At 42.1% G+C, this 22,644-nt stretch carries 20 protein-coding genes and 1 pseudogene; 12 read left to right on the forward strand and 9 right to left on the reverse strand.

Features of this window, described 5'->3' with window-relative positions; all coding sequences use genetic code 11:
* Positions 1–390: 390 nt before the first annotated feature.
* Both ACFSMW_RS13945 and trpB read right to left on the reverse strand, forming a co-directional pair.
* Complete coding sequence (locus ACFSMW_RS13945; RefSeq protein WP_390356813.1) at positions 391–1,179, reverse strand: serine hydrolase; 789 nt, start codon at positions 1,177–1,179, stop codon at positions 391–393.
* Positions 1,180–1,398: 219 nt separating this feature from the next.
* Positions 1,399–2,577, reverse strand: coding sequence for a tryptophan synthase subunit beta (gene trpB, locus ACFSMW_RS13950; protein ID WP_390356613.1), 1,179 nt, complete (start codon positions 2,575–2,577; stop codon positions 1,399–1,401).
* Between the two features lie 400 nt (positions 2,578–2,977).
* Here trpB and ACFSMW_RS13955 point away from each other — a divergent pair, with 400 nt between their 5' ends.
* Together ACFSMW_RS13955 and ACFSMW_RS13960 are read left to right on the forward strand one after the other, a co-directional pair.
* A complete protein-coding gene (locus tag ACFSMW_RS13955; protein ID WP_390356615.1) occupies positions 2,978–3,886 on the forward strand; it encodes a DUF7916 family protein in 909 nt (302 codons plus the stop codon).
* Between the two features lie 202 nt (positions 3,887–4,088).
* Positions 4,089–5,762, forward strand: a complete 1,674-nt coding sequence (locus ACFSMW_RS13960) for an ABC1 kinase family protein (protein WP_390356616.1) — start codon at positions 4,089–4,091, stop codon at positions 5,760–5,762.
* Positions 5,763–5,820: 58 nt separating this feature from the next.
* Here ACFSMW_RS13960 and ACFSMW_RS13965 read toward each other — a convergent pair whose 3' ends face one another.
* The 5 genes from ACFSMW_RS13965 to ACFSMW_RS13985 form a co-directional block, all read right to left on the reverse strand.
* Positions 5,821–7,338, reverse strand: a complete 1,518-nt coding sequence (locus ACFSMW_RS13965) for an FAD-dependent oxidoreductase (RefSeq protein ID WP_390356618.1) — start codon at positions 7,336–7,338, stop codon at positions 5,821–5,823.
* 247 nt (positions 7,339–7,585) lie between these two features.
* The gene (locus ACFSMW_RS13970; protein WP_390356620.1) at positions 7,586–8,350 is read right to left on the reverse strand and encodes a FixH family protein; all 765 of its coding nucleotides are present in this window, start codon (positions 8,348–8,350) and stop codon (positions 7,586–7,588) included.
* 69 nt (positions 8,351–8,419) lie between these two features.
* Complete coding sequence (locus ACFSMW_RS13975; RefSeq protein WP_390356622.1) at positions 8,420–8,998, reverse strand: SCO family protein; 579 nt, start codon at positions 8,996–8,998, stop codon at positions 8,420–8,422.
* Between the two features lie 293 nt (positions 8,999–9,291).
* Positions 9,292–9,708 (reverse strand): DUF2569 family protein, encoded by a 417-nt coding sequence (locus ACFSMW_RS13980; protein ID WP_390356624.1) that lies wholly within the window; start codon positions 9,706–9,708, stop codon positions 9,292–9,294.
* Positions 9,709–9,913: 205 nt separating this feature from the next.
* Positions 9,914–11,014 (reverse strand): C40 family peptidase, encoded by a 1,101-nt coding sequence (locus ACFSMW_RS13985; protein WP_390356626.1) that lies wholly within the window; start codon positions 11,012–11,014, stop codon positions 9,914–9,916.
* Positions 11,015–11,429: 415 nt separating this feature from the next.
* On the opposite strand from ACFSMW_RS13985, the gene ACFSMW_RS13990 reads away from it, so the two are divergent.
* The 3 genes and pseudogenes from ACFSMW_RS13990 (at position 11,430) to ACFSMW_RS14000 (ending at position 13,681) form a co-directional block, all read left to right on the forward strand.
* Positions 11,430–12,089: a response regulator transcription factor gene (locus ACFSMW_RS13990; RefSeq protein ID WP_390356627.1), complete on the forward strand. Its 660-nt coding sequence runs from the start codon at positions 11,430–11,432 to the stop codon at positions 12,087–12,089.
* A 245-nt stretch (positions 12,090–12,334) separates the two neighbouring features.
* Positions 12,335–13,135, forward strand: a pseudogene (locus tag ACFSMW_RS13995) (ComEC/Rec2 family competence protein); the annotation flags it as partial.
* A 330-nt stretch (positions 13,136–13,465) separates the two neighbouring features.
* Positions 13,466–13,681: a DUF3006 domain-containing protein gene (locus ACFSMW_RS14000; protein ID WP_390356631.1), complete on the forward strand. Its 216-nt coding sequence runs from the start codon at positions 13,466–13,468 to the stop codon at positions 13,679–13,681.
* A 28-nt stretch (positions 13,682–13,709) separates the two neighbouring features.
* Here the strand turns inward: ACFSMW_RS14000 and ACFSMW_RS14005 are convergent, their stop codons facing one another.
* Positions 13,710–14,384 carry a YkyA family protein gene (locus ACFSMW_RS14005; RefSeq protein ID WP_390356633.1) on the reverse strand — a complete coding sequence of 225 codons (675 nt, stop codon included), beginning with the start codon at positions 14,382–14,384 and terminating at the stop codon, positions 13,710–13,712.
* Positions 14,385–14,406: 22 nt separating this feature from the next.
* Entirely contained in the window at positions 14,407–15,330 is a 924-nt protein-coding gene (locus ACFSMW_RS14010) for a polysaccharide deacetylase family protein (RefSeq protein WP_390356634.1), read from the reverse strand.
* A 353-nt stretch (positions 15,331–15,683) separates the two neighbouring features.
* On the opposite strand from ACFSMW_RS14010, the gene ACFSMW_RS14015 reads away from it, so the two are divergent.
* The 7 genes from ACFSMW_RS14015 (at position 15,684) to ACFSMW_RS14045 (ending at position 22,639) form a co-directional block, all read left to right on the forward strand.
* Positions 15,684–16,631 carry an alpha/beta hydrolase gene (locus tag ACFSMW_RS14015; RefSeq protein ID WP_390356636.1) on the forward strand — a complete coding sequence of 316 codons (948 nt, stop codon included), beginning with the start codon at positions 15,684–15,686 and terminating at the stop codon, positions 16,629–16,631.
* A gap of 403 nt (positions 16,632–17,034) precedes the next feature.
* On the forward strand, positions 17,035–18,240 hold the full coding sequence (locus ACFSMW_RS14020; protein ID WP_390356638.1) for an ROK family transcriptional regulator: 1,206 nt from the start codon (positions 17,035–17,037) through the stop codon (positions 18,238–18,240).
* Positions 18,241–18,257: 17 nt separating this feature from the next.
* Positions 18,258–18,614: a DUF1806 family protein gene (locus ACFSMW_RS14025; protein WP_390356640.1), complete on the forward strand. Its 357-nt coding sequence runs from the start codon at positions 18,258–18,260 to the stop codon at positions 18,612–18,614.
* 22 nt (positions 18,615–18,636) lie between these two features.
* Positions 18,637–19,323: a bacillithiol biosynthesis deacetylase BshB2 gene (gene bshB2 / locus ACFSMW_RS14030; RefSeq protein ID WP_390356642.1), complete on the forward strand. Its 687-nt coding sequence runs from the start codon at positions 18,637–18,639 to the stop codon at positions 19,321–19,323.
* Between the two features lie 195 nt (positions 19,324–19,518).
* Positions 19,519–20,814, forward strand: coding sequence for an extracellular solute-binding protein (locus ACFSMW_RS14035; RefSeq protein ID WP_390356644.1), 1,296 nt, complete (start codon positions 19,519–19,521; stop codon positions 20,812–20,814).
* 68 nt (positions 20,815–20,882) lie between these two features.
* Positions 20,883–21,803, forward strand: coding sequence for a carbohydrate ABC transporter permease (locus ACFSMW_RS14040; RefSeq protein WP_390356646.1), 921 nt, complete (start codon positions 20,883–20,885; stop codon positions 21,801–21,803).
* A gap of 11 nt (positions 21,804–21,814) precedes the next feature.
* Positions 21,815–22,639 (forward strand): carbohydrate ABC transporter permease, encoded by an 825-nt coding sequence (locus ACFSMW_RS14045; RefSeq protein ID WP_390356647.1) that lies wholly within the window; start codon positions 21,815–21,817, stop codon positions 22,637–22,639.
* The last annotated feature ends 5 nt before the right edge of the window (positions 22,640–22,644 follow it).

Below are 22,644 nucleotides of genomic sequence, written 5' to 3' on the forward strand. Positions count from 1 at the left end.
TGTAAAAAAGTTGGACGGTACCATCTTGACATGGAACCGCCCAACTTTTTTTATCTGGCTTAGTAATTTCGTTGATTTGCACGCCAGGCGCCCCGACAAGGGGTGTGCAGGCGTTGGCGCAAAGGCCGTATGCAGCTTGCCTTCCCTCATGTACTTTCTAAGAAATTCACTTCCTGCGGGGTCTTCAGACTCGTGCTGGGACTGCGATTACGCTTCCCATCGAAAACCATTGTTCCCGCAGGACAAGGAACGCTTCGGCAGCATTCACATCGCACGCAAAAAAGCGAATTTCTTTTTCAAGGAGTCAGCCGCCTTTCGCTCCAATCAACTAGATGTGAAATGGCACTTTATAGCTGTTTTTGGATAGTTCTGTCCCACCCTCTTCTTAGATTAACGATGATTCAAATGTTCGAATATCTCCAGGCCAATAGCAGATAAAGCGGTCATTGATGTGAAATCATCGCTCCCTTTTGAAAAAACAGCTGCGATAAAGGAGCGGTTTTGCACATAAAATATTCCGGCATCATGCCGGTAACCAGGGACCCAGCCTGTCTTATGGGCAAGCTGCCAGTCGATCGTTTCTTCCGGGTAACGATATTGCAGTTTGCCAGGCAAGGAGTCTCTGATTTGTTGTTTTTTCATTATTTCAATCATGTGGGCAGATGCTTCATTAGAAACGATGCGGCCTTCATAGAGTTGCTCTAAAAAGATTGATATATCCTTTGCGGTGGTTACGTTTTCCGCCTTTCTACCAATAACATCAGACATCAATTTGTGATGGATTTTGGATTGGTGCATACCTATTTCCTCGATCAATTCATTTATCAGTTCCATCCCGGCAAGGTCGATCAGGATATTTGTGGCAGTGTTGTCACTTTGAATGATCATCAGCATGACCAGATCGGAAATAGTGATTTCGGTGCCAGGAGACATATACTGCAATACGCCGGAACCGCCAACTATATCATCCTGCTGCAGTGCAATGGTGTCCTCGGGGTCAATTGCCTCATCTTCAAATCTTGAAAAGATGGCAGCCATCACCGGAAGTTTGATCATACTGGCCGGGTAGAAGGACAACTCCGCTTCATTCTCCCACGTATCGCCAGATTGTAAGTCTTTCAGAACAACCCCCCATGTACCTCCGGCTTCAGAAATGATTGTTTGAATAGACGAAGTCATCTTTTGCACAGGCAACCGCTCCTTTTGATTGGAATAGAAAAAAGTAGGTGTAGGTTCTATTGTTTTGCAAACGCTTTATCACTTCATTGTAGCATTGGTTGCAGCAAAAGAAAATCAGTTTATCGAAAAGTACTTAGACAATCTTGCCCAAAAACCCCGGGCACCTATCATGGATGACCGGGTTCATCCTCATGTATTCTCTATAGCATCGCGTAGATCCTAAAAAGCCTTCTTTTTCAACATCTCGAATACTTGACTGACATCCTTGTCGCCTCTGCCAGATAGGTTGACGATAATGGCATCGTCTGGCGCAAGCGTTTTTGCAAGCTTGATAGCCCCAGCAACTGCATGCGAGCTTTCCAAGGCTGGAATGATGCCTTCCGTTTTAGACAGCAGCTGGAATGCTTCCAGCGCTTCTTCACCGGTCACTGTCACGTATTCTGCGCGTTCTGTTGTTTTCAAGTAACTATGTTCCGGTCCTGCCCCCGGATAGTCCAAGCCTGCCGCAATGGAGTACGTCGGCTTCGGGTCGCCATTTTCATCCAATAGCGTGAGACATTTGAACCCGTGGAGCACTGCAGGGGTACCTTCTGTCATTGAGGCTGCTTCTGCTGGTTCAGCACCGATCAGCCTTACAGCAGGCTCATTGAGATAATGAGCAAACGCACCAATTGCATTACTTCCGCCCCCAACACATGCAACGACAGCGTTTGGCAATTTTCCTTCTTTTTTCAAAATCTGGTGCTTCGATTCTTCACTGATAATTGACTGGAAATATTTCACTATTTCGGGATACGGGTAGGGCCCCACCGCCGACCCAAGCAAATAAAATGTGTTTCTATGGTTTTCCATCAAATCAGCTAAAGCAGCATCGACAGCGTCCTTCAGTCTGCCTTGTCCGGTCTCGACCGGGATGACTTCCGCTCCAAGCAATTCCATGCGAAATACATTCAAAGCTTGTCTTTCTGTATCGACTTTTCCCATATAAACTGTGCAAGGAATGTTAAACATGGCACATGCTGTAGCAGTCGCAACGCCATGCTGGCCAGCCCCAGTTTCAGCGATGATACGTGTGGCTCCCATTCGCCTGGCAAGTAGGATTTGACCGATAGCATTATTGATTTTATGGGCACCTGTGTGATTTAAATCTTCTCTTTTTAAGTAAATCTTCGCACCGCCGACCTTTTTAGTAAGGTTCTTGGCATACGTCAACGGATTTTCGCGGCCGACATATTCTTGGAGGTAATAGCGGAACTCCTCCTGGAAATTCGAATCATTCTTATATAATTCAAACGTTTCGGCTAATGATGTCAAGACTTCTTGTAAATCATCGGGTACGAAACTCCCGCCAAATTCACCGTAAAACCCTTTAGCAACTATGCTCTGCTCTTGTGTCATTTCTCTTCTCAGCTCCTCTGTAATCATCAGTATCTTATGGATACTTGTTTCGCTATTTTACCAGTTTGTAAGGATTTTGCAAGGAAGGAACAAAATAATTTGATAATGGAGGGTGTTATTGTCATTCTTTACTTACACTTCACTTATTTTCAAAGAGAATTGCATGATGCCTCATAGTGATCAGTGACACTTGGAAAGATGGCGGAAATATCCTGAAATCTGATTGTGCAGATGGTATGATGAAAATGTGAAGGTGGAATGAAAATGAACAGGCATTTAAAATTTGCTGCCAATGAAAGGCAAACATGATGAATAAAAAAGGGAATCGGGTTCGGGAAATGGAAACATGCAGTTACAAGCGAACCCTGGTTCACTACTTATTTTTTGGAGGTATCTACAGATGAAAAGACTCTTATCTTGCACTGCATCCGATTTTGATAAGATGGACGGTAAACAATTGAAACAAGCGATTGCTGCTTCGGAAGGCAGAGTTGTTTTATCCGAAGTGATTCCTACAACCGCGCCGCTTTTTGGTGAAGTAAGTAATGCGGAATTGACTGTTGCCTTTGGAGCAGATTTAGTATTGCTGAATCATATCGATCTTTTCCACCCCCGCATTTTAGGGTGGGAATCTGAACACGAATTTCATAGACTGCAGGAATTCAAGCATATGCTTGGTCGGCCACTCGGTGTCAATTTGGAGCCGGTGGATGATCATGCAGATGCAGTGGAGGACTTGGCTCAAGTAGAGAAAGGGCGTCTGGCAACCGATGATACTTTTCATGCGGTGAAGCAGGCTGGATTGGATTTTGTTTGCCTAACCGGCAATCCGCAATCAGGTGTAACGAATGAGAAAATTGGCGAGGCGATAAAAACTGGTAAACGTATTCTTGGTGATGATTGTTTGATTATAGCAGGAAAAATGCATGGATCAGGTATTGCGGGGGAAGGGGATGCCGGAATTCTCACCAAAAATGTCATTGATGGATTCGCCATCGCAGGGGCTGACATTATTTTATTCCCATCTCCCGGCACAGTACCCGGAGTGGATGCCAATCTGGCGGGAAGCTGGGTAAAACGTATCAAAGAAAATGGATGCCTGGCCATGTCGGCAATTGGTACAAGTCAGGAAGGTGCAGATGAGCAAACCATCCGTCAAATTGCATTGTATAACAAGATGATAGGTGCCGATATCCACCATATTGGAGATGGAGGATATACGGGAGTTGCTGCACCAGAAAATATTATTGCCTACTCCATCGCGATTCGCGGGAGACGACACACCTATATTAGAATGGCCAGGAGATGATTGAATGTTTGGGAAATGTATTGCTTTGCATTCAGCGCAGTGTGGCGAGTGAAAACGATTCGTCTGATAAGGAACGGAACTCTGATGGCTGTCGGCAAGCGGAAGGGTAGGGCACGTAAAATGGTTTTTAATGGCAATCGGCTCTTTGATTGTCCTATAATAATAAGCATAATAGCAAGTTCGTTGAGGTGGAGGTGAGTGAATGCTTGGTAAAAGATTGCGGCATACAAAGCGCTATCAGGAAATTATCAATGTTTTTTTAAAAAATGGATTCAGTCATTTTCTTTACCGGCTTGGGTTGACCAGGAGTGCGTCTTCAGGACGCCATACAGATGCTGCGATAAATATGAATATGCAGGATATTGGTAAAAAACTTTGTCATACATTCCAAGAGCTTGGTCCTACTTTTATCAAATTGGGCCAGATTGCCAGCACACGCCGTGACAGTATTCCTCCTGAAATCGCCAGGGAACTGGAAAAGCTGCAAGACGAAGCTGTTTCCATCCCTTTCGAAGAAATAAAAGCCTTGATTGAAAAAGAGCTGGATGACAATCTGAATAATCTTTTTGTAGAATTTTCCGAGAAACCACTGGCAACTGCCTCAATTGGCCAGGTTCATACGGCGCATTTACTTACCGGGGAAGAGGTAGCGATAAAAATCCAGCGTCCGGGTATCCGGCGTTCTATTGAAGTGGACCTGGAAATCCTCCAAGGAATTGCGAGAATGATGGAAGCACGCATTAGCTGGGCCAAGACGTACCACATCCGCGAGCGAATCGGAGAGTTTATAGACTCCTTGCATGACGAGCTGGATTATATGGTGGAGGGGCGTAATGCGGAGCGGATCGCCAAGCGATTCAAACGTCAAAATAGTGTCCATATCCCCCATATATATTGGGACTTTTCGACCAAAAAAATCCTGACAATGGAACGAATCACCGGTATTAAAATCAGTAAAATCGATTTATTGAAAGAGAAGGGCTATGATTTGAAACTTATTGCCAATCGACTGGCAGATGCGATGTTTCAACAGGTGCTGGATGATGGATTTTTTCATGCTGATCCGCATGCAGGTAATATTTTCGTCATGCCGGGCAACGTTGTATCACTCATTGATTTCGGTATGATGGGACGCTTGAGTGAAGATATGCGTCATTATTTTGCTGCTTTGCTGATTCATCTGCAGCGGGGCAGCCCTAAGGGAATCATCAAAACGTTTTCTGATATGGATATATTGGAAGATGATACGGATATGCACGCACTGCACAAGGACTTGGAAAATCTGATTGCGAAGTATTATGATGTTTCACTCATTCAATACAGCCTCGGACAAGTGATTTTGGAAATTTTCATGATTGCCTACAAGCATCGTGTCAAAATACCTAATGATATTACGATGCTGGCAAAGGCTATATTGACACTGGAAGATATCATGCATCAGGTCGACCCGGAGTTCAGTATTATGAAAGCTGTTGAGCCATACGGAAAGAAAATACTTAAGAAGCGCTATAACCCGAAAACCATCGCAGCTACTGCCTGGGATAAGCTGATAGAGAATGCGGAGATTGTGGGGGAGTTACCCAAAAATATTCGGGATATGACCACGACAATCAAAAAAGGCAGGTTGCGATTCGATATTCATGTCAGTGATTTACAGACATTCTTAAAACGGCTGGATAAAATCAGCAATCGTATATCTTTCAGTATTATTCTGCTCTCCTTCAGTATTTTAATGGTCGGGTTGATTATCGGTTCGGCAATTGCCGGGCAGACAACAGTTTTATGGAAACTGCCGGTTATTGAAATCGGTTCAGTGATTGCGATCCTCATGTTTCTATTACTTGTACTGACCATCATCCGATCTGGAAAGATGTAAATGGCATGGTTTATATGAAAACAGTAAAAGAGACCAATTAGGGCCTCTCTTTTACTGTTTATTTTTGGTTAGCTTTAGCGAGCGGTTCTTTTGCAGGTCCCTCCAATACCTCACCTGTTGCGGTAAAACGGGAACCATGGCAAGGGCAATCCCATGTTTGATCGCCATCATTCCAATTTAGATCACATCCCAGGTGGGTACAAGCCAAATCCAAATGATGCAATGCACCATCATCATCTTTATAGATTCCAATTTTTTTATCGTCTTTTTCGATGACCGTGGCTTGCTGTCGGGTTAAATTTTCTACAGTCGCCGCTGTTTGGGCTTCCGCAAGTTCTTCCTCCATGTTCTTCTGTTCCGGCACGTTTTCCCTAATATCGGGAATGTCACGACGGGGATAATAAAGACCGCTATATGGATTTTCCTGATTAGCAATGAGGTCTTTAAGCAATTGTGCTCCTGTTACGGCGTTTGCTAATCCCCATTTGCTAAAACCTGTAGCTGTATACATATTCGATTTTTGCGGATGCAGCTGGCCGATGTATGGAACCCTGTCCGATGTGATCAAATCATGAGATGACCAGCGAAAAATGGCATCCGAGGTACCAAAAGTTTTTTCTGCGAACTGGCGGATGTCTTCATAACGTTCCATTTCTGAATGTTCGTCCCCAATGGTGTGGCTTTGTCCGCCAACCAGAAGGTAATCATCCGAGCCATTGGTCATTTTACGGAAGGTGCGGCTTGGGGTATCAGCGTTGATATACATGCCATCCGGGTATTCCTGGTCTGCTTTGAATGCTAGTGCGTAGGACATTTCCGGGCGCATATTCGTATAAAAATTATCAGGGTCTATTGCTGGGAAGTGAGTGGCAAATATGACATCCTTGCACATGACAGTTTTTCCTAAGTTTGTTTGTAAAGTGATTTTATTGTCTTGAAGTGCTTCCGTTACCATCGTGTGCTCAAATATTTTCACATCCCATTTTTCCAGCACACGCAGGAGACCATTTAAAAAAGCAGCAGGGTGAAACTGTGCTTGCTTTTCCATTTTCACTGCAGCTGCAATTTCCAGATTCACTGGTAATTTCCGAATAAGCTTACCTGGGATGCCTAGCTTTTTGTATGCTTCTGCTTCTTTTTCAAATTTGGAAACCAGATTTTGCTGCTGTGTATATACGAAAGCGTCTTGCTCAGTCAAGCCGCAATCAATCTGTTCTTCCTGGGCAATCTCTTTTATCATTGCGAGCCCTTGCATATTCGCCTGGTAAAAAAGCTTGGCCACTTCCTGACCATAGCGGTTGATCAGCTCATCGTAAATTAAATTATGCTGGGCCGACAATTTGGCAGTTGTATAACCGGTGGTGCCGCTTAGCATTTCTCTAGCCTCCAGCAAGGCAATTTTTTTGCCATCCTTTGCAAGCATATATGCTGAAACGATACCTGCCATCCCGCCGCCTGCAATGGCCACGTCAACTTCCGTATCCTCATTCAGCTGCTGAAAATGCAATTGTTCATCCATTTCGCGCCAAAAAGATTTTCTTTCGTTTGGCAGTTTTGAGTAGTGGTTTTCTGTCATTTTAAATCCCTCCATCATCAATAGATACTTTGTCCATCACATTCCTGTTTTGCATAAGTATTAAACGTTTATGCCGGGATCATCGGTATCGCTGAAAGATAATGACAAATATAAGTGATAAAAGAAACAGCCGCTGCGTGAAATGGAATAGATAGATATTGCCCGGGAAATTCACGTTCGTTTTATGCAAAATAAGCAGACAAACGTCACATGTACATAAGAATAAGGCATCTGCCTGTGCAGATGCCTAGTTTACTTTCAATGTATGTTCTTCCTGTTCATGAAGCTCACCATGTTGTATGTGAATTTTTACATGGTATGTTCCGCTGCTGGTAAAAACATGCTTTGCTGTATAAGCGTCTTTTTTTTGCTCGGCATCAATGAATTCATGGTTGCTGCTCTTACCTTTCCAGATTTCCAATCGTACCTTCGCATCTTGCAATGGCTGCTTGTTGAGGTTTATATGTACCATCAGGTTCGCATCTTTTCCAGCTTTTGGTTTATCAGGCGCCATAAAATGTATGGAAACACCATTCCCTTGACCACTATCCATTTTTTCATGGTGGTGGTTATTCGCAGCTGTGTGTTTCTTTTTCTCCTTCACCTTTCCAATCGTGATCTGCTGCATTGGCATCGTATGCTGTGTTTTAGCATCAACATGGACTTGGACACTGTATACAGCATCTTTGTCAAAGGTGGTCTCGATACTGTAAGAGCCGTCTTTATTGTTTTTCGCTTCGATCATGTGGCTTGTTTTTTCTTTATCACCGTCGACCCATACTTCATATTTTACTTCATCCGCATCGGTGACTTTTTCATCTCCATATGTGACATTCGTTTTTAGTTTGATTTTTTCACCTTTATCAGCATGATCAGGCACATGCAAGGAAGCCTTTAAAACATCGAGCTGATCTATCTCACCGTTGGCTTTCTCACTGTTACTGGCACCGCAGGCAGAAAGCAGCATCAAAACAAACAGGGTATGCATAACAAACAGGCCGTTTTTCTTCATCATGTATCCCTCCCCAGTCGTACGGATCCACTCATAGCTAGCCGGGTGGTGGCTAATGGTTGATTACTGTCATTTTTGCAATGTTTTTAAATCATCGATGATTTGTTCCAAATCATCTTTCTGAGCACCGCTGTATTTTTTAATGACCTCTCCATCGGGATTGACAAGATAAAAACCTGTGCCGTGCGTGAACTGATCAGAGCCTTCAGGAGGTTCGACAACAGGGGCTTGGAAACTTTTGATGGATATTTTCTTGATCTTATCAAAATCGTAACCAGTTAAAAAATGCCAATTACTGAAGTCAACGCCGTATTGATCTGCAAATTCTTTGAGCACTTTTGGCGTATCATGCTTTGGATCGACAGTGAATGAAACAAACTGCACATCAAGGTTTTCTTTTTTGGCTTCCTTTTGCAATTGCATCATATTAGCGGTCATCGGGAGGCAGACGGTCGTGCAGTTAGTGAAGACCATATCTGCGATCCACCATTTTCCTTCAAGATCTTTATTGCTTAATGTTTTATTATCTTGTGTAGTAAAATTGAATGATTGAATATCTCTGGACATATTGGTTTCAATCTTGCTGCCGCACCCTGCAAGGATTAACGCAAGGACAAGCAACACAGTCAAACCTCTTAGATGTTTCACGCTATCTCTTCCTCTCAGTTGTTTTCAGTAAGAATTCGTTTGGACGTTCGGTAACTGTAGGACAATCGTTATAGAGAAGCGATTGTCATCATGGCACTTTATGCAGCAAGAAAGTGCTTTATACTTTCCAATGTACAAATATGATATGTATCCTGATATAAGTGTATCAGTTGCCTAAAAGCCTATCAATAAGCCGCTGTGAACGAAGTATGACAAATGGAAAATCATCGTTTTCATATGGCGTCAGCTGCAATGGTTCAAAATCCCCTTGCCGGATGAGACAAGGGGATTGACTAGAATATAAATGTCGCCTTGACCCGTTTAGAACGATAGAAATAAATCGTCCAAAGCAAGGATACAAGAATGAATAATATTTCGCTATTCAATATAGCAGTACCATAGAAAGCGATGTAAACCAATCTGCTGATGATGTCAATACCGTAATATGCAAGCATGAAGTGGGGAAGCTGCCGCTTGCGTCTTCCCCAGACAAAGCAGATCGCGATTGTCAATAGGATATAAATGACATAGACAACATAGGCAAACAGGTTGGATGGTCCCAGCTCAGTGGGATTGTATCGCATTACAGCCCCAAGTGCACCAGTGAATGTGAAAAATACCTGGATGGCTGGCAAAATGAGCCAGCCTGTAAGAATAGCCAACCGGCTGTCTGTATTGAAAACCTGTTTTTCAGTGTCATTTTTCAACATACCGATTCTCCCAACGTTATGAGTATGTACGAAATTGCCCTTGCGCCAGATCAACAGACAAGCAGGTGAGCAATAAATACTTTCTTTATAGTATCATTTCCATGCAGGTGTCGCCACAATTAGGGACGGGCAAGAAAAAAAGAGCCCTCTTCCCGAAAGGAAGAAGGTCTCTGAAACACATCTGACGATTACAAGTTTGATAGAATTAATAGAAACGTTTATAGCTGTCGAAATGGCTCTTCCAATAAGGATTGCTCAAGTTACTGATCTCAACACCATCTGATCCGGCGTGAATGAAATTGCCTCCGCCTAAATAGACGCCAAGATGGGAGATGCCGGCACGATAGGTCCCTGAGAAAAACACCAAATCACCGACCTGGGGATTGCTTACCATGTGTGACCGATTGTAATATCCATCGCTTGACAATCGTCCTATGCCATAACCTGCATTCTTATAGACATAGTAAATAAATCCGCTGCAGTCGAACCCGCTAGGGCTGGAACCGCCCCAAGCATACTTGACACCATTTTGTGCTTGAGCAGTGCTGACCAGTGTATTGACATTGTACAAGGATGAGCTGCTGCTCGAGCTCGCTGAACTGCTTGAAACTTTTGATTTTTCAGGGGCAGTAGTTTTAGCAGGAGCTGAGTTTGAGCCATTGACCTGTAATTTTTGTCCAATCAGGATCAGGGTCGAATTCAGATTGTTCCATTTCATCAAATTGCTTACGGATACACCATATCGGCTCGCAATACCGGATAAAGTGTCACCTGATTTAACAGTGTAGACGGAACCGGATTTACTGCCGGAAGAACTCGAAGCCGTCTTATTGCTTGATGCAGACGAAGACGACGAACTTTTTGCTGCGGAGCCATTAATGACAAACACATTACCAGGAAAGATCAATGTCGAATTCAAGTTGTTCCATTTCATCAAATTACTGATGGAAACATTATGTTTGTATGCAATGCCCGACAATGTATCACCTGATTTAACAGTATATGTAGTTTTACCAGATGAAGCGGTACTGCCTTTTGCTTTGCTTGTATTTTTCGATGTGTTTGATGTATTGGATGCTGCCTTTTTATCTGTTTGGATAACTTGTTTAGGAAAAATAAGATCGCTCGATAAATTGTTTATCGACTTTAAATGAGAAACCGTTGTGTTGTACTTTTGTGCAATAGTCCATAAGGAATCTCCGGATTTTACACTATAAGATGCTGCATCGGCGCTTTGTGCTGCAAAGAATGCTGAAGCAACAATAGCGCTGGCGCTGACGCCCATATAGATTTTTTTGTTCCCCAATTGAAAATCTCCTCTCATTCATATATTCGACAAATATGGAAAATTTTACTTGAAATTTTTCTTAATTATATCATTTATGTAGATTTATAGTAGGCAATTAGGACTTTTGTAATCTAATTGTAATTTTATGTCTGAGTTTGTAAAACCTGCAGTATAAAAGCTATTTGGAAAAAGGGAGAAAAAACTTTTAGTTCTTTATACCTAGACATAAAGATTGGATAATATATGCCGATAAATAGATTGATGGATTGATTAAAAGAGAATGACAGAGCTGCTTCATATGAAAATCGATATAGAGAAAAATAGAAAATGGTATGCGATGATATGACTTTTTAGTGAAATATCATACAGTGACTCTTTTAAACGAAAGTGAAAACATCCAGAATTACAAAGAATTGGTTGGGAGGAAATCGCATTGATTCGCATTCTATTGGTTGAAGATCAAAAATTATTTAGCGAAGGGATACAGATATTGATTGGCCAGGAAGATGATATGGAAATTATCGGTGTCGCCAATGATGGTGTATCGGCTATTGAATTGGTCGATGAACTGCTGCCTGATGTCGTATTGATGGAAATTAACATTCCGGAGCTGGACGGGATTTCCGCTGCGAAAAAGATGAAAGAATTAGCGTATGTTCCGAACATTGTGTTTTTGACGAATTTACCAGAAGAAAGGCTGGTTATTGAGGCGTTAGAAGTGGGAGCGAGCGGTTTTCTTTCAAAGACACTGCTGCCTGAAAACTTATATAGAGCGGTCCGGGATGCATACAAAGGACAGTACATTTTGTCAGGTGATGTGGCCGAAATGATGGTACGGCATATCAAAGGGATGGCTCTGGATGAACAGCATATTGTCAATAAAAAATTACGTGGTTTCGGGGTCGAATTGACCCAGCGGGAACTGGATATCATCATGCTGCTGTTCAAGGGATACTCCAATCAAGAAATCTCCAATAAAACGGGGTTAAGTATTGGGACAATCAAAAACTATGTCAGCATTATTTATAATAAAATCAACATCCATTATCGGAAAGATGCCATTGCTTTCTATCATCAGCTGATGGAGAGTTGAGGGGAAGTGCAGTCATTTGAGACTGCTCTTTTTTTATTCCCAGATTGCTCTTTAAGTAATGATTTGGGATTAGAATACGAACGTCTGGTTTGTTATTATAAAATTGTTTGGTCTGTTCGATCCAATATTGGATTTTTTTGTAAAATAAATCTTCCACTTTTTTACTTTTGGTGGTATCTTATTATTCGTGGAGGAGAGGAAAAATGAGATATCATTCTAAATTATGGAAGATTTTATTAAGTGTCATGGTCGTGCTTTCTGTGCTTGTCCTGCCCAATGGCAGCCAGGCTGCAGCAAAAAACATGACGGTTCATTTCATTGATGTCGGGCAGGGCGACAGTACGCTCATACATACACCCGATGGCAAAAACATATTGATTGATGCTGGGAAAAAACAAGCAGGTCCAACGGTTGTTAAGTATTTGAAAAAGAAAAAAGTGAAAACAATCGACGTGTTGATCGCGACACATCCCGATAGCGATCACATAGGCGGGCTGCCAAAAGTTATTCAGTCGTTGAAAGTGAAAAACGTGTATGCACCAAAAGTTTCGCATACAACGAAGACATACAAAGACTTTTTGAACGCAGTCAAAAAGAAAAAATTGAAAATCAAGACAGCAAAGGTAAATGTAAAGCTTCCTGTCAAATCTGTGAAGGCAGTGTTTGTGGGTCCGGTCAAGACTTACCCCAAATCGGATACAAATGACTGGAGCGCAGTGCTGAAGGTCACCTATAAGAAAAACACTTTCCTATTAACTGGCGATGCGCAAGACCGAGCTGAAAAAGACATGATGAAAAAAGGCCAGAAGCTAAATGCGAATGTGCTGAAGGTTGGCCACCATGGCTCAAAGGGCTCCACAAGCACCGCATTTTTGAAAAAGGTGAAGCCGGCGTATGGTGTGATTTCAGTCGGGAAAAATAGCTATGGACACCCAACGAAAGAAACGCTCAACCGTTTAAAGAAAGCTAAGGTCAAAGTATACCGCACCGACAAGTCAGGAAATATTGTCGCAACGGCTAACGGTTCTACTATCAAGTTCAACGTGAAAGCAGCAAGTGCGTCCACTCCATCGAAGAAAAGCGCAAAGAAGAAAGCTGCTACGTATAAAATGACTGCTACGCTGAATAATACGCGTCCAAAACAGTATTCTACCGTGAAACTTAATGTGAAGGGGCTGCCCAAAGGAACGAAGTATAAGGCAGTATTCCATTATAAGACCAAGGATACAGTCTATCAAGGCAAAATAGGCAAGACACTTCTCGTAAAAATTAGCCGAGCTTCGACAAGTTATCGGGTAAATGTCAACGTATCCGCCAAATATAAAAGTAAGACCTATAAAGCGAAAACATCATTCCTTCCCAAATAGGAGGCATCTATGCGATATACGATTGATCAACTAGAAGAAAAACTCGCTGTATGCGAAGATGATGATGGTAACACAGTAAATATTTCCAAATCCAAGCTCCCAAAAAAAGCTAAGGTTGGGGACGTTCTCCAGCTTTCGGACGGTCGATATACTATTGACAAGAAGACTACAAAGCAACGCCGGGAAGAAATAGAAGCGTTAATGGATGAAATTTGGGATGATTGATAAGAGAAGAAAAACAGGTACACACCGGTCAGGTGTGTACCTGTTTCATTTCCTCTGCATGTAGATCAGTTAAATGATAATAGGATGATTTTGCAAGGTTATACGCTTTTGTCGCTTTATTGAATGCTGTTGCTTCTTTATTCATATTCATATATTGCTGGTTCAGCTTTTTAATTTGTTTATCGAGTTTCTCAGCAGAAAAATCATTTTTTAGCATGTCCTCATATAATTGCTCGTTGATTTTGATGGAAAGTGCATATTCCTGGTAATATGTTTCCAGCTTTAGATTTCGTTTCTTGGCTAATTTCATGAGTTTGCCGGCGGCCTCTTTTTGCTTGCTATTTTTGATGCTGCTGACATCTGTACGAGCAGAAGCAAGAATGGCATAGGCACTATTAAACTCCTTTTTCGCCCGTTGAAGCAGCTCACTTTGTTTCTGGTTTTCTTTTTTTGCTGATTGGATGGTGCTTGAAATCTCTACCTCATCTTCTATATTTTGAGCGAGCACAGTTTCGTATGATTTTTGTTCCTTTTTACTGGATTGCTGTAATTCCTTTTGTATTTTAGCGAAGGTGCTTTCTTGTTTGGCTGATTTTTCGAGGTGAAAATAAATATTTTCGGCATATTTTTTATCATGATTGCATCCCGCCAACAGGATAGCAAGGAATATGCAGCCGGCAAATACACTGTATTTCTTGAACACGCTTGACTCCTCCCGCATTGGTTTACCTGCCATTGATCGGATAGCAACGGCCTTCACATCTAAATGTGTATGGCGCCATATCGTTTGTCAATATTTTTGTTTGATAGCTGTTTGTTTTTAAGTATTTCAATAAGCCGGGCAAATACTTGATAGTTTCTGGCTTGTCATGCAGGAGCACAATCGGTGTTTCACCAGATTGCTCGGCATGGACAATTTGCGAAATCGTATATCCGACGTATTTGCTGCTCATGAATTCCCAGTCGCGGCTGTCGATATTCCAATCCCATACTTTGAAATTCTTCAGAGAAAGCTGATTACGCATAGGATCAGTTAGGTAAGGAATGCTGCCATAAGGAACACGGACCAGCTGTGAGTGCACTCCTGTGACATCGGCGATGGTTTGTTGATCCTCGGTCATTTCTTTAACCGGTGCTTTTGGCGACTGGTAGAAAAGGTGGGCGTCATGGGTGATGCCATGTGATCCTACCGCGTGGCCCTTTTCGGTCATCCTTTTTACGACATCTGGATATTCTTTTATATGAGGGCCGAGCATGAAAAAGGTTGCTTTGGCATCAAATTGATCAAGTATATTCAGCAATTCTCCCGCCACTTGCGAAGGGCCGTCATCGAACGTCAAATAGATTGCTTTATCCCGTTTATCCTTCTTTGCCTGCCTCTGTCGCTGTTTCTGCAATTGTGCTTCCCTGATTTTCTCCGCATATGTCTGCTGCAGATGGGACTCGCTGAAATCATCCTTAGGCTTCATGTCCACATGCAACCCTTGCGCGGAGACGGCAGGGATAGAGACATCATTTACTTTACCCTTGAAATTTCCACCTGTAAAAGTGATTAATGCAAATAAACATCCAAAGAAAATCAGTGCAATGGCTATTCCCTTTTTTGTTTGATGCCATTTCGGTTTGCGGTGCTTTTTTTCAGAACTCATATGTAAAAACTCCTACAATTATGTTGACTTTATGTATTCCTTTAATGGCGTTTTTCGGCATATACACCTATTAAACTACAAAATTCGCTGTTTGTATATGCAGAATTTGGAATTCATTCCGTCACGTATTTTTGACGTTTGACCGTCCAAAAAAGTTTGCAGTTTCCGAGATTTTTATAAAAAATCTACTAAAACATTCCGAAGTGACGTATAGTAGTTGATAAATACATAACAGCAAAACAGGCACGATTTCCAAACGGTGGTATATAAAAATTTCAGACGCCGGAGGAAATAGCGGCAGGACAAACAGAGATTTCCTGCTATGAGATAGAAGTGTAATGGGGGGATAAAACTTGAAAAAAAAATGGATGGTCATAAGTGCCATTATTGTTTTTATTTTGCTGGCAGGGCTGGCTTTTGCGGGAAACTATTTTTATAACCAGGGGGTTAAGCGCGGCACAGATGTGAAGCTGCATAGTGAATCTGCTGCAGTCAACGCGCAAGCTGGGAATAAGGATACGAGCCTTCAGCAGAAATCGGAATCATGGTACGATAAACAAGAAAAAGAAGTATTGGAAATGACATCGTATGACGACTTGGAATTAAAAGCAAAATTCATTAAAAATGATACAGATAAATTAGTCATTCTTGTACACGGCTTTCGTAATACGGGTGATGACATGGGAAAATATGCCAAACTTTATCATGACATGGGATTCAGTGTTTTGCTGCCGGATGCACGCGGGCATGGCAAAAGTGCCGGGGACTACATAGGCTACGGCTGGCATGATCGACTGGATATCAAAGACTGGGTCAGCTTGATGATTAAAAAGTATGGAGCAGAACAAATCATACTCGATGGTAATTCCATGGGGGCAGCAACTGTGCTGATGACAAGTGGTGAAAAATTGCCACCAGAGGTGAAGGGAGTTATCGCTGACAGTGCCTATAGCGGTGTAAAGGCTGAGCTTACGCATCAGCTGAAATACATCTATCATCTTCCGGCATTTCCCCTGTTGGATGTGACAAGTTTAATTTCCAAAATCAGAGCCGGCTATACTTTTGGGGAAGCTTCAACAATTGAACAGGTCAAGAAGAATAAACTGCCGTTATTAATCATTCATGGAGATGCCGATGATTTAGTGCCTACAAGGATGGGACACGAAATATATAAGGCTGCGGGTGGTGACAAGGAATTATGGATCGTACCCGATGCAGGGCATACGAAAGCGTACGATAACATGACAGCAGAATATGAAAAACGGATTAAAGCATTTGTGACGAAAGTTTTGACGAAATAAAACCTAAACCATATACCCGAAGGAGAACTGTGCTTAAAGTGGAAGATTACTTTGAGCATATTTTTTTGTCTCGAAAACACAACTGACGCACTGGAGCTTTGTGGAAGTGAAAAACACGCAATTTTCGCAAGAAGATACTGACAGAAAAATCCCGCTACAGACGGCTAAGTATCCGTCTGTAGCGGGTATCAACTGTCCTTGCATCCTGATGTACATGTTTCATACATGTCTATAGTCAAATGAGGAAGCAGGCCTCGTTCAGAAATAGTCTGTCCAAGGAGAAACAGGTGGTTTTCCTCACTTAAAATGTTACAGAATTTTTAGTCAATGGGAATATTTACAAAAAACCGTATGTATAATGGTTAGTAATATTAACTAACTATTATGAACGAGGGATCTCGAATTGAAGCTAAATCCACGAAAAACGGATGACATTAACTATAATAAAAAGCTGATATTGAATTGTGTCAGACAATTCGAACCAATTTCGCGAGCAGAAATTTATAAGAAGCTGCAAATTAGCAAGCCGACAGTATCATCGATTGCAGAAGAACTGATCAAAGAAGGGTGGGTATATGAATCTGTGATTGCCCGCAAACATACTAAGAGTGGAAGGAAGCCTACTTATCTTCGATTCAACGAAAAGGCTTTCTATGTATTGGGGGTAGATATTGGAGGAACGAATGTACTCATTGCTATCAGTGATTTAAATGGCAACATCATTTGTGAGAAACATTTTGATACTGCAGCGTATCTGGAGAACGGCTTTCTGAAACAATTGCGGCGCGTCGTATTTGAGATGCTGTCCACCTGCAAAGTGGCAAAAAACCGTATTTTGGGGATGGGGGTAGGGGTACCAGGAATAACCGATAACGAATTAGGGGTTGTCATCGATGCACCCTCTCTGGGCTGGCATAACTTTCCATTAAAAGAAAAAGCAATGGCGTTATTTGATTTTCCGGTGATTATCGATAATGACGTCAATGTCAGTGCATTGGGGGAGCAATGGCTGGGAGCGGCCAAACAGAAGGACAATGTTATTTTAATTGCAATTGGTACCGGAGTTGGCAGCGGGATTGTCATCGATGGAAAACTATATCGCGGGACTGCCTGGGGGGCAGGAGAAATTGGCTACATGGTGACGGGTACGCAACAAAGCAGGCCCCAGAATGGGATGCCGCCCTATAAAGGGTATGGGTATTTGGAATCACGGGTAGGCGGTGCAGCGATAAAGCAGCATGTGTACAAAGAGTTGTTGCAATTAACGACCCATCCGCTGTTTCCCAAGAAGGAAAATTTATCTGTTTCCGAAATATTTGCATTAGCGATGAAAGGGGATGGATTATGTAAAAAAGTAGTGTTGGAAGCAATTGAACATCTCAGTCTGGCAATTGTTAATGCGGTTGTTTTACTGAATCCGGATGTGGTTATTCTAGGCGGTGGATTATCCAAGAGTGGACATTGGTTTTTGCCGATCATAGAAAGAACAGTGAAAGAATTTGTTCCCTTTGATACTGAAATTTGCTTAACTGAACTCGCTGATCGCTCAGGTGTTATTGGTGCGATATCATTGCTTTTGCGCGAAAGGGATACCGTTCTTAAACTATGAGGAAGGAGAAGAGGAGGATGCAGGCAATTGAAAAAGAAGCAGTCCAACAGGCATTGTATCAATTTGTTCACAAGGACGTTTTTTTTCACCTTGAAACATCCACTGGTTCCTACAGGGAGCTTGAAGAACCAGGGGAGATTGCGATCTGTACGTACGTCAGGAATGGTGTATTGAAATTTCGAGAGGGAAAAATTACCGGAACTGGACCTTATCAAGTTGGCTTGAAACTTGAAAACGGCTGGCTCTATTCGCAGGGATTGACTGATTGGGAATTGATGTCTGATGGGAAGCTGCTTCTCGGCGGACATGACCAAGTAGGACATTTGAATATTGCCTTGGAGCTTAGCTTCACACCTTTTGAATGTGGAGAATAGCCATCAGGAAGGAGGTTAATATATGCAACAATCCATTTTGGCAATATTTCCTCATCCGGACGATGAATCCTTCGTCAGTGCCGGCACGCTGATACACCATGTGAAAAACGGTGATATGGTAACTTTGGTTTGTGCAACCCTTGGGCAAATGGGGAGAAGGATGGGAAAGCCATTTTTTGCTACGAGGGAAACATTGCCACATGTAAGGGAGAAAGAATTGCGACAAGCCTGCCATATCATTGGCATCCATGATCTCAGATTGTGGAAAATGCAAGATAAGATGTTGCAGTTTAGAGATAAAATGTATTTGGCAGGCAGCGTTCTTCAAGTCATCTTAGAAACAGAACCGGCTATTATTTATACATTCTATCCAAAGCACGGCGTGCACCCTGACCATGATGCATTATCTGCAGCAACTATTTCAGCAGTAGAGCAATTGCCCTTGACAAAAAGGCCGATCGTCTTCGGGGCCGCAATAACGAAAAATCGCTACGAAATATTGGGGAAACCGACAATTGAAATGGATGTGTCTGATGTGTTCCGTGAAAAAGTATCTGCATTAAAAGCGCATAAATCCCAGACATCACATATCGTTGATCAATTAAACGCTGTCACGGCTAACCAACTAAATGGCATAAAACAAATTCCGGAAGCGTATATAAAAGAAAAATACTGGGTATATGATTTCGGAACCGACTCTGTCTCATAGAAAGATTGTATCAGATTCAGACATTACTTAACTATTTGGTTAATAGCTAGAATAATTGCTCAACTTTCGCAAGTTGGAATAACCTAGGAGGTTTTCCGTATGAAAGGTAATAGGTTTCGTTCAGGGTAAACTGTCTCAGATGGAAAAGGTAAATCTCACTGCGAAAGTTGCGTTAATTACAAAGGGGGAAATGTCATGCTTAAAAAAGGTTGTTGGCTGGCAGGTTTTTTATGTATCGTGGGAATGCTTTTGCTAACGGGATGCAGTAAAGACAGCAGCAGTGGGTCAAATTCCGGAAAAACAAAAATAACATACTGGCAGTATACATTCGACTCGAAAGTAAAAGAAATGAAAAGCTTGATAGAAAAATTTGAAAAAGAAAATCCTGATATCGAAGTAGTCGCCCAGGACTTTCCATATGACCAATATAACGACAAACTGGCTGCTGCCATGCATGCGGGTAAAGGGCCGGATATAGTGAATTTATATTATGGCTGGATACCAGATTATGTGAAGCAAGATTTCATTCAGCCAATACCTGAGGACTTCATGAGCAACAAAGAAATTGAGGATTACTATATCCCTATGATTCAATCACAGCAAATTGACGGGAAATACTATACATTACCGATTGCAGTAAGATCTTTGGCGCTTTTCTGGAATAAGGAATTGTTCAAAGAAGCGGGGCTTGATCCGCAGAAGCCCCCTAAAACATGGAAGGAATTGGTTGAAGCTTCGAAAAAGATGACCAAGAGAGATGGAGATGGAAAATATGAGCAAGAGGGATTTGCATGGAATGTTGGCGGGCAAGGACTACATGTCATCCAGCAAGTCCTTATGCGCCAATATGGGGTGGAGCCATATAGTGAAGATGGCAAGCAAGTTTTATGGAATTCCAAACCGGAAGGATTAGCAGCGTTTAAATTTTGGATGGACATGACGACAGCTGAACATCTTGGGGATCCAACGTTTTTGGAAACACCAGACACTGCTTTTAAATCTGGCCGTGCGGGTATGATTATCGACGGCTCCTTCAATATTTCTGCATATAAGGAGGCCAATGCATTTGATTGGGGGGTAACAACCCTGCCTGTGAAGGAAGAAGGCGGGATGGCGTCCAATTTTGGTTCTTATTGGACAAATGCCATTACCAAAGATGTTACAGGTAAAAAATTAGAGGCGAGCGAGAAATTTTTGAAGTTCCTTATTTCTGAGGATACTCAAAAAAGCTGGTTAGACCATGTTGGGGAGCTGCCTTCTGCTGCTAGCCTGGCTGAAGATAAAGCAATTACGGAAGATCCTGTATACGGACCATTTGTGGAAGGTTTGAAAGATGCGCATTCCACGTTTTTTGTAAAAGAAGATAAGGAAAGGGACATTTTTCTGAATGCTGTAGACCAAATTCTGTTGAATGGTGCTTCTGTGGAAGAAACATTCAACAAGCTTGTTGATGAAGAACAGCAGGTTAGGGATGCATATTTCAATAAGTAGACAGACCGGTTTTGGATGCTTGATTGCACGCAATGAAGTGTCCAAATCCTTTTAAAGGGGGGATTCAAATGAAATTTGGCGGGGGGCTAATGGAGGCAAGAAAAGTTCCGATGAAAATGCATACGAGGCAGGCGATGATTGCGTATGTGTTTTTATCCATTCCTCTTCTTTTCTTTTTGGGGATACGCATCTTACCTACCGTATATGCTTTTATCATGTCTTTTTCAGTACAGGATGCAGATGGCTTCTCAATAGAAAACTATGTACGTCTTTTGCATGACCCGATTTTCTGGCGTTCTGTATGGAACACATTTCTATACTTAATTATTACGGTCCCCCTGCAATTAGTCTTCGGTTTGCTGATCGCTTTAGGGATCGAACAAGTTACTAGATTCAAGTGGTTTTACCGAATCGTGTTTTTTCTTCCATACATGACATCCATTGTGGCAGTCAGCTGGGTTTGGAGATTGATGTATGATTCCAATATCGGTGTTTTAAATCAGATTTTAAAAGCCCTGCACATACCACAACAAGGCTGGCTTTCTGATCCCGACCAGGCATTATTTGCAGTGAGTGCCATGTTGATCTGGCAAATGACGGGTTTTGCAATGCTGATATTCCTGGCAGGGCTGCAAGCAATTCCGAGACAATATTACGAGGCTGCTGAGATAGATGGTGCAAGTAAATGGAAATCTTTCTGGAAAATCACATTCCCTTTGTTGAATCCAACTATTCTCTTTTTGACAGTTATTGGTGCAATCCAATCATTGCAAACCTTTACACAGATTGTGAATTTGACAGGAGGAAGTTCCGGATCGATTGGAGGACCGTTGCATAGTACCTCAAGTATCGTTGTATATATGTACAAACAAGGATTCAGAGATTATAACATGGAATACGCTTCTGCAATTACAGTAGTATTATTTATCATGATTATGATCGTGACGTTAATCCAACTAAAAGTCTTGAATAGAAATACGGATTTGTAGGGGGGGAAAGTATGAAAAAACATACGATCAGTAAAATGATGATTCATCTGCTGTTGTTAGCAGGCGTCGTGATTGTCGCATTTCCATTTGTCTGGATGATATTATCATCGTTTAAGAGTTTGCCGGATTTTTTTAGATTTTCCTTTTTCCCCGAGAAATTCGATTTTTCAGCGTACCGGTTCATTTTTAAGGAAACAGAATTTTTTACTTGGTACTGGAACAGTCTTGTTGTTGCCGTTATTGTTACGATTACTAACTTGGTATTTTGTTCGCTAATCGGGTACACGCTTGCAAAATTCCATTTTTCCGGCAGAAAAATGATATTTCTTCTGATATTAAGTACGATGATGATTCCGACAGAAATGCTGGTCATTCCCTGGTTTGTGATGAGCAGTGCTTTTGGATGGGTCGACACCTATTGGGGGATCATGTTTCCAGGAATCATGGAAGCGTTTGGTGTATTTCTCATGCGCCAATTCATGTCTGGCATACCAGATGATTTACTTGACGCTGCACGAATCGATGGGATGGGGGAGTTTAAAATATGGTGGCGCATTGCTATGCCACAAGTCAAACCTGCATTATCCGCATTGGGAATATTAACTTTTCTTGGTAACTGGAATGCTTATCTCTGGCCGGTCATTGTTACCGCAACAAGTGAAATGCGTACACTGCCAGTTGGGATCTCTCTGTATGGTACTTCTGATAGCAGTGGCATAATGTGGAATACGATAATGGGCATGAGCACACTGGCTGTCGTTCCAATGATTATCGTGTTTTTATTCTTCCAGCGAAAGATCGTAGAAGGGATTTCATTGTCAGGTGTGAAAGGGTAAGCCAC

Origin of the sequence: Tigheibacillus halophilus, from assembly GCF_042683165.1 — a bacterium.
In the GTDB taxonomy this organism is placed as follows: Bacteria; Bacillota; Bacilli; order Bacillales; family Amphibacillaceae; genus Tigheibacillus; species Tigheibacillus halophilus.

Excerpts from the sequence above, each read along its gene's own strand:
- ACFSMW_RS13945 (WP_390356813.1), bottom strand. The coding sequence starts at position 1,179 with ATGACTTCGTCTATTCAAACAATCATTTCTGAAGCCGGAGGTACATGG.
- trpB (WP_390356613.1), bottom strand. The coding sequence starts at position 2,577 with ATGACACAAGAGCAGAGCATAGTTGCTAAAGGGTTTTACGGTGAATTT.
- ACFSMW_RS13955 (WP_390356615.1), top strand. The coding sequence starts at position 2,978 with ATGAAAAGACTCTTATCTTGCACTGCATCCGATTTTGATAAGATGGAC.
- ACFSMW_RS13960 (WP_390356616.1), top strand. The coding sequence starts at position 4,089 with ATGCTTGGTAAAAGATTGCGGCATACAAAGCGCTATCAGGAAATTATC.
- ACFSMW_RS13965 (WP_390356618.1), bottom strand. The coding sequence starts at position 7,338 with ATGACAGAAAACCACTACTCAAAACTGCCAAACGAAAGAAAATCTTTT.
- ACFSMW_RS13970 (WP_390356620.1), bottom strand. The coding sequence starts at position 8,350 with ATGAAGAAAAACGGCCTGTTTGTTATGCATACCCTGTTTGTTTTGATG.
- ACFSMW_RS13980 (WP_390356624.1), bottom strand. The coding sequence starts at position 9,708 with ATGTTGAAAAATGACACTGAAAAACAGGTTTTCAATACAGACAGCCGG.
- ACFSMW_RS14000 (WP_390356631.1), top strand. The coding sequence starts at position 13,466 with ATGCGATATACGATTGATCAACTAGAAGAAAAACTCGCTGTATGCGAA.
- ACFSMW_RS14010 (WP_390356634.1), bottom strand. The coding sequence starts at position 15,330 with ATGAGTTCTGAAAAAAAGCACCGCAAACCGAAATGGCATCAAACAAAA.
- ACFSMW_RS14025 (WP_390356640.1), top strand. The coding sequence starts at position 18,258 with ATGCAGGCAATTGAAAAAGAAGCAGTCCAACAGGCATTGTATCAATTT.
- bshB2 (WP_390356642.1), top strand. The coding sequence starts at position 18,637 with ATGCAACAATCCATTTTGGCAATATTTCCTCATCCGGACGATGAATCC.
- ACFSMW_RS14035 (WP_390356644.1), top strand. The coding sequence starts at position 19,519 with ATGCTTAAAAAAGGTTGTTGGCTGGCAGGTTTTTTATGTATCGTGGGA.
- ACFSMW_RS14040 (WP_390356646.1), top strand. The coding sequence starts at position 20,883 with ATGAAATTTGGCGGGGGGCTAATGGAGGCAAGAAAAGTTCCGATGAAA.
- ACFSMW_RS14045 (WP_390356647.1), top strand. The coding sequence starts at position 21,815 with ATGAAAAAACATACGATCAGTAAAATGATGATTCATCTGCTGTTGTTA.